The 5,427-nt window shown below is 66.2% G+C and carries 6 protein-coding genes; 1 reads left to right on the top strand and 5 read right to left on the bottom strand.

Features of this window, described 5'->3' with window-relative positions; translation table 11 throughout:
• The 5 genes from MOV74_RS30385 to MOV74_RS30365 all read right to left on the bottom strand — a co-directional run.
• The coding region (locus MOV74_RS30385) for an ATP-binding cassette domain-containing protein (protein WP_246930460.1) at positions 1–782 on the bottom strand (782 nt) is incomplete at its 3' end.
• Positions 779–1,792 carry an ABC transporter ATP-binding protein gene (locus MOV74_RS30380; protein WP_246930458.1) on the bottom strand — a complete coding sequence of 338 codons (1,014 nt, stop codon included), beginning with the start codon at positions 1,790–1,792 and terminating at the stop codon, positions 779–781. The genes MOV74_RS30380 and MOV74_RS30385, both read right to left, overlap by 4 nt.
• Positions 1,793–1,794: 2 nt before the next feature.
• Entirely contained in the window at positions 1,795–2,688 is an 894-nt protein-coding gene (locus MOV74_RS30375; protein WP_246930456.1) for an ABC transporter permease, read from the bottom strand.
• Positions 2,685–3,635, bottom strand: a complete 951-nt coding sequence (locus MOV74_RS30370; RefSeq protein WP_246930453.1) for an ABC transporter permease — start codon at positions 3,633–3,635, stop codon at positions 2,685–2,687. The genes MOV74_RS30375 and MOV74_RS30370 overlap by 4 nt, the downstream gene beginning before the upstream one ends.
• 99 nt (positions 3,636–3,734) lie before the next feature.
• Positions 3,735–5,156: an amidase gene (locus tag MOV74_RS30365; RefSeq protein WP_246930451.1), complete on the bottom strand. Its 1,422-nt coding sequence runs from the start codon at positions 5,154–5,156 to the stop codon at positions 3,735–3,737.
• Here MOV74_RS30365 and MOV74_RS41060 point away from each other — a divergent pair.
• Positions 5,136–5,427: LysR family transcriptional regulator (locus MOV74_RS41060; protein ID WP_246930449.1), on the top strand; the 292-nt coding region annotated here is incomplete at its 3' end. The two genes, MOV74_RS30365 and MOV74_RS41060, sit on opposite strands and share 21 nt — an antisense overlap.

Below are 5,427 nucleotides of genomic sequence, written 5' to 3'. Positions count from 1 at the left end.
GGCACCGCGTCCAGCAGCGCGCGCGTGTAGGGATGGGCGCAATGCTCGAACAGATCCTCGGGCCGGCCCTGCTCGACGATGCGGCCGAGATACATCACCGCGACCTCGTCGCAGAGATAGTCGACGACGGCGAGGTCATGGCTGATCAGGATAAAGCTCAGGCCGAATTGCTCCTGGAGGTCCTGCATCAGGTTGAGCACCTGCGCCTGCACGGAGACGTCGAGCGCGGAGACCGGCTCGTCGGCGACGATCAGCTTGGGCTGGGTGATCAGCGCGCGCGCAATGGCGATGCGCTGACGCTGGCCGCCGGAGAATTCGTGCGGATACTTGTCCATGTCCGCATCGCGCAAGCCGACCTGGCGCAGCGCCGCGGCGACGCGCTCGCGGAACGTGGCGCGATCGGCTCCCTCCAGCACCGTCAGCGGCTCGGCGACGATGCGTGCGATGGTCTGGCGCGGATCGAGCGAGCCGTAAGGGTCCTGGAACACCATCTGGAAATCGCGGCGGGCACGACGCAGCTCGTCGGCAGATATGCGATTGAGATCGCGGCCGAGCAGCGCGACCTGGCCCGATGTCGGCCGCTCCAGCGCCATCACCAGCCGCGCGAAGGTCGACTTGCCCGATCCGGATTCGCCGACGACGCCGAGGCTCTTGCCGGCGGCAACCTGCACACTCACGCCGTTGAGCGCACGCACCTGCCCCGGCGGGCGAAACAGGCTTTCCCGCGGCAGGGCGTAGCGCTGTTCGAGATCCTTCACGTCGAGAAGAGGCGCGGCGCTCATGCGGTCAATGCTCCGACGCGTTCTGCCATCGAGACATCAGTCCTGATGCAGCGCACGAAGTGCCCTGGTCCGACGTCGACCATCGGTGGAAGCGCGGCGCGGCACTGATCGATCACGAGCGGACATCGATCGGAGAAGGTGCAGCCGGAAGGCAGATCGGCAAGCTCCGGCACCGTGCCCGAGATCGTCGTCAGCCGCGTCCCCTTGCGCGCGCCGAGCTTCGGCCGGGCACGGAACAGGCCCTGCGTATAGGGATGGCCCATGCGGCGGAATACCTCATCGGTCGGCCCGCTCTCGACGACGGTGCCGCCATACATCACCATCATGCGCTGAACGTTCTCGGCGATGACGCCGAGATCGTGTGAGATCAGGATCATCGACATGCCGCGCTCCTCGACGAGATCGGCGATGAGGTCGAGGATCTGGCCCTGGATGGTGACGTCGAGCGCGGTGGTCGGCTCGTCCGCGATCAACAAATCGGGCTCGCAGGCGAGCGCCATGGCGATGGTGATGCGCTGGCGCTGGCCGCCGGAAAACTGGTGCGGATAGGCATCGACGCGCCGCGCCGGGTCGGGCAGTCCGACGCGATCGAGCAAGGCGATCACTTCATTGCGGGCCTGCGCCGCCGAATGCCTCTTGTGACGCCGCAGCGGCTCGGCAACCTGATGCCCGATCGTGTGCATCGGATTGAGCGCCGTCATCGGCTCCTGGAAGATCATGCTGATGCGGTTGCCGCGCAGGCTGCAATATTCCGCGTCCGGCAATCGCGCGATCTCGTTGCCGTCGAGCTTGATGCTGCCCGAGACCACGGCGCTATCAGGCAGCAGCCCCATCAGGGACATCGCGGTGACCGATTTGCCGCAGCCGGACTCACCGACGAGGCCGAGCGTCTCGCCGCGTTTCAGGGCGAAGCTGACGCCACGCACAGCCTGTGCCGGCCCACGGCTGGTATTGAGGCGCACGCCGAGATTGGCAACCTCGATCAGCGGCATGTTGGAGCGCTCACCCATCGTCATCGCTCCCGTGCCAGTCTGGGATCGAGCAGGTCGCGCAATCCGTCACCAAGCAGATTGAGGCCCAGCACCGCGATGGCAATCGCAGCGCCCGGATAGACCGCGAGCATCGGCGACTGGAACAGCAGCGTCTGCGCATCGTTCAGCATCCGCCCCCATGACGGCTGCGGCGGCTGCGTGCCGAGGCCGAGATAGGACAAGGCGGCTTCGGCAAGGATGGCAAGCGCAAACTGGATGGTGACCTGCACGATCAGGATCGACAGGATGTTGGGCAGGACGTGCTCGATGGTGATGCGGAAGCGCCCCTTGCCCGCCGCCCGCGCGGCCAGCACGAATTCGCGGGCCCAGATCGCGTTGGCCGAGCCGCGCGTCAGTCGGGTCAGCGTAGGGATCTGGAAGATGCCGATCGCGACGATCGAGGTCACCATGCCCGGTCCCGCGACCGCGGCGAGCATGATCGCGGACAGCACGGCCGGAAAGGCGAAGGTGAAGTCGGAGAAGCGCATGATGATCTCTTCGGTCCAGCCGCGCCGGGCTGACGCGATCAAGCCGAGCGTGACGCCAAAGGTGAGACCGATGCTGACGGCGATGATACCGACCATGATGGTGGAGCGGGCGCCGGCGAGCAGCAGCGAGACGATATCGCGGCCGAAGGAATCGGTGCCGAGCCAGTGCGCTGCCGAGGGCGGCCGGAGTTTTGAAGCGATGTCGATCTCGTAGGGCGACCACGGCGTCCACAACAGCGAGAGCAGCGCGGAGGCGAGCACCAACAGGCTCAACGAGCCGCCGATCACGAAGCTGCGGTGGCGCAGCGCGCGGCCCCAGAACGTACGGGCCGGCACACGGCGCGTTGCAATCGGCATGTCAATCGGAGTGGTCAGGGGAGCGCTCACAGGTCGTGGACCTTGATGCGGGGATCGATGAAGGCATAGAGCACGTCGACCACGAAATTGACGATGACGACCATGGTCGCGAGCAGCATCACGCAATTGCGCACCACGATGAGGTCGCGGTTGGCGATCGACTGGAAGATCAGACGGCCAAGGCCCGGCAGGTAGAACACGTTCTCGATCACGATGGTGCCGGCGAGGAGATTGGCGAACTGCAACCCCATCACCGTCATGACGGGGATCATGGCGTTGCGCAGCACGTGGCTCCACAGCACTTCGCGCTTGCCGAGTCCCTTCGCACGCGCGGTGCGGACGAAGTCTTCGCGCAGCACTTCGAGAACCGCCGAGCGCGTGACGCGCGCGAGGATCGCGGCCTGCACCACGGCGAGCGAGATCGCCGGCAGCAGCAGCGACTTCACGCCGGACCAGATGCCGTCCTCCCAGCCGGCAAAGCCGCCCGCCGAGAGCCATTGCAGCCGCACGGAGAACAACAGGACCAGCAGGATCGCGAACCAGAAGTTCGGCAGCGCGATGCCGACCTGCGTCAGCGACATCACACCGACGTCGCCAAGCCTGTTGTGGTTGGCGGCGGTGTAGATGCCGGCGGAGAGCGCCAGCGTCACCGTGATCGTCATGGCCATGATGGCGAGCGGAAAGGTCAACACGAGCCGCTCCGCGATCAGGCTGGCGACCGGCGTGCCGTAGACATAGGAATTGCCGAGATCGCCGGAGAGAAGTCCCTTGACCCAGTGCAAATAACGGACCGCCAGCGGCTGGTCGAGCCCGAGCTTGACGGTGAGCGCGCGGACCGCATCCGGCGAGGCGTCGGCGCCCATCAGCATCTGCGCGGCGTTGCCCGGAAGCGCGTCGAGCACAAGGAAGATGATCAGCGAGGCGCCGACCAGCGTCGCCAGCAAGGTCAACAGACGTCGGAGGACAAAGACGCTCATGCGCGCTCGGCTTCAGGGCTCAGCTGCGGCACGATCAACATGTCCGGGCGGCTGAGGCAAGCCCTTTGCACACAAGCCCTTTGCTGCATGCCCATCTCCTCAAGCCGGCCAGCGGGACAGAAGGTCGGCGGACGCCTCGAACAGTGCGCTCACGCGCAGCAATTCGGCATCGGCGCGGAAACGGCCGACGAGCTGGAGCCCGATCGGCAGGCCGTCGCGGCCGAAACCCGAGGGCAGGCTGACGGCGGGATGGCCGGTCATGTTGAACGGCATGGTCCAGGGGAACCAGTTCGGCCGGACGCTGTCGAAATGCCGACCATCGATCTCGATGCTGCCGAACAAATCTTGGCTGATCGGCAGCGCGCTGCGCGTGAGGGTCGGCATCGCCAGGACGTGCCCGCGCGCAAGCAGCGATTGCACGCGGCGGAACAGCGCGGTGCGCGCGAACATCGCCTCCTGGTAGTCGACGCCGCTGACCTCGGTAGCGAGCGCGAGCTGCTTGAGGAAAGCCTCGCTCAGCTCATCCTTGCGCTCGGCCGCGAGTTTTGCAAAGCGCGTGCGCCAGACGGTGTGGTTGATGGCGCGCCAGATCGGCTCGATATCGAAACCTTCTCCGGAGAATTCCTCGAGCTCGGCGCCGAGCCCTGCCAGCCGGTCGAGGCTCGCCTTGAAACTGCTGGCGACCTCGGCGGACACCGGACGGCCCGGCGGCGTCAGGCAATACAGGATCCGTTGTCCACGCAGATCGCCGCGCGCGGCAGCCGTGCCGACGAAATCAGGCGCGGGAACGCCGATCGACCAGGGATCGACCGGGTCCTCGCCTGATATCGCCTGCATCATCAGCGCGGTGTCGGCAACGGTGCGGGTGGTCGGCGTGACATAGGTCTGGTTGCCGAACACATCCAGCGCCTGGCTGTGCGGGATCACGCCGTTGCTCTGCTTCAAGCCCACCACGCCGTTGCAGGCGGCGGGTATCCGTGTCGAGCCACCGCCGTCGGTGGCGATCGCGAGCGGCGCGATGCCACTGGCAACCGCAACGGCCGCGCCGCCGCTGGAGCCGCCGGAGGAGCGCTCCGCGCTCCACGCATTGCGGGTGCGGCCGAACAAGGGCGAGTCCGTCAGGCACTTGCTGCCGAATTCCGGCGTCGTGGTCTTGCCGATCAGGATCGCGCCTTCGCTGCGCATCCGCGCAACCGCAACGGCATCCTCATTCGGCACATTGTCCTTGTAGGGAACGGCACCGAAGGTGGTCTTGACGCCCTTAGTGTTGACGATGTCCTTGACGGTGACGGGGATGCCATGGAGCAGACCGAGCGGCTCGCCCGCCATCACCTTGCGCTCAGCCGCGCGCGCCTCAGCCATCGCCTGCTCGCCACAGAGCGTGATGAAGCAGTTCAGCTCGGGCTGCAGCGCCTGGGCGCGCGCGAGCACGGCATTGACGATCTCGACGGGGGAAATCTTCCTTGTGGCGATGAGTCCGCGCAGTTCGGTTGCAGACAAGTGGCAGGGATCGCCGTTCATCGTCACATCACGCTCCGAAAGCGGGCCGCCGTTGGCCCAGCCATTGACAGCCAGAATGACAGTTTTGTTAACTGGCCGTCCAATACCATTTTGATCGTCAACCCATACGTTTCCGGTATGCCAATGGATCTTCGCAGGCTCCGCTATTTCGTCGCCGTCGCCGAAGCCCGCAGCGTCGGCAAGGCCGCCGAGCGGCTGCGGATGGCGCAGCCACCCCTTTCCGTCCAGATCCGCAAGCTGGAAGCCGAGATCGGCGCGCCCCTGTTCCGCC

The organism is Bradyrhizobium sp. SHOUNA76 (assembly GCF_023006445.1).
Taxonomy (GTDB): Bacteria; Pseudomonadota; Alphaproteobacteria; order Rhizobiales; family Xanthobacteraceae; genus Bradyrhizobium.
This window is presented reverse-complemented; position numbering and strand designations above follow the sequence as displayed.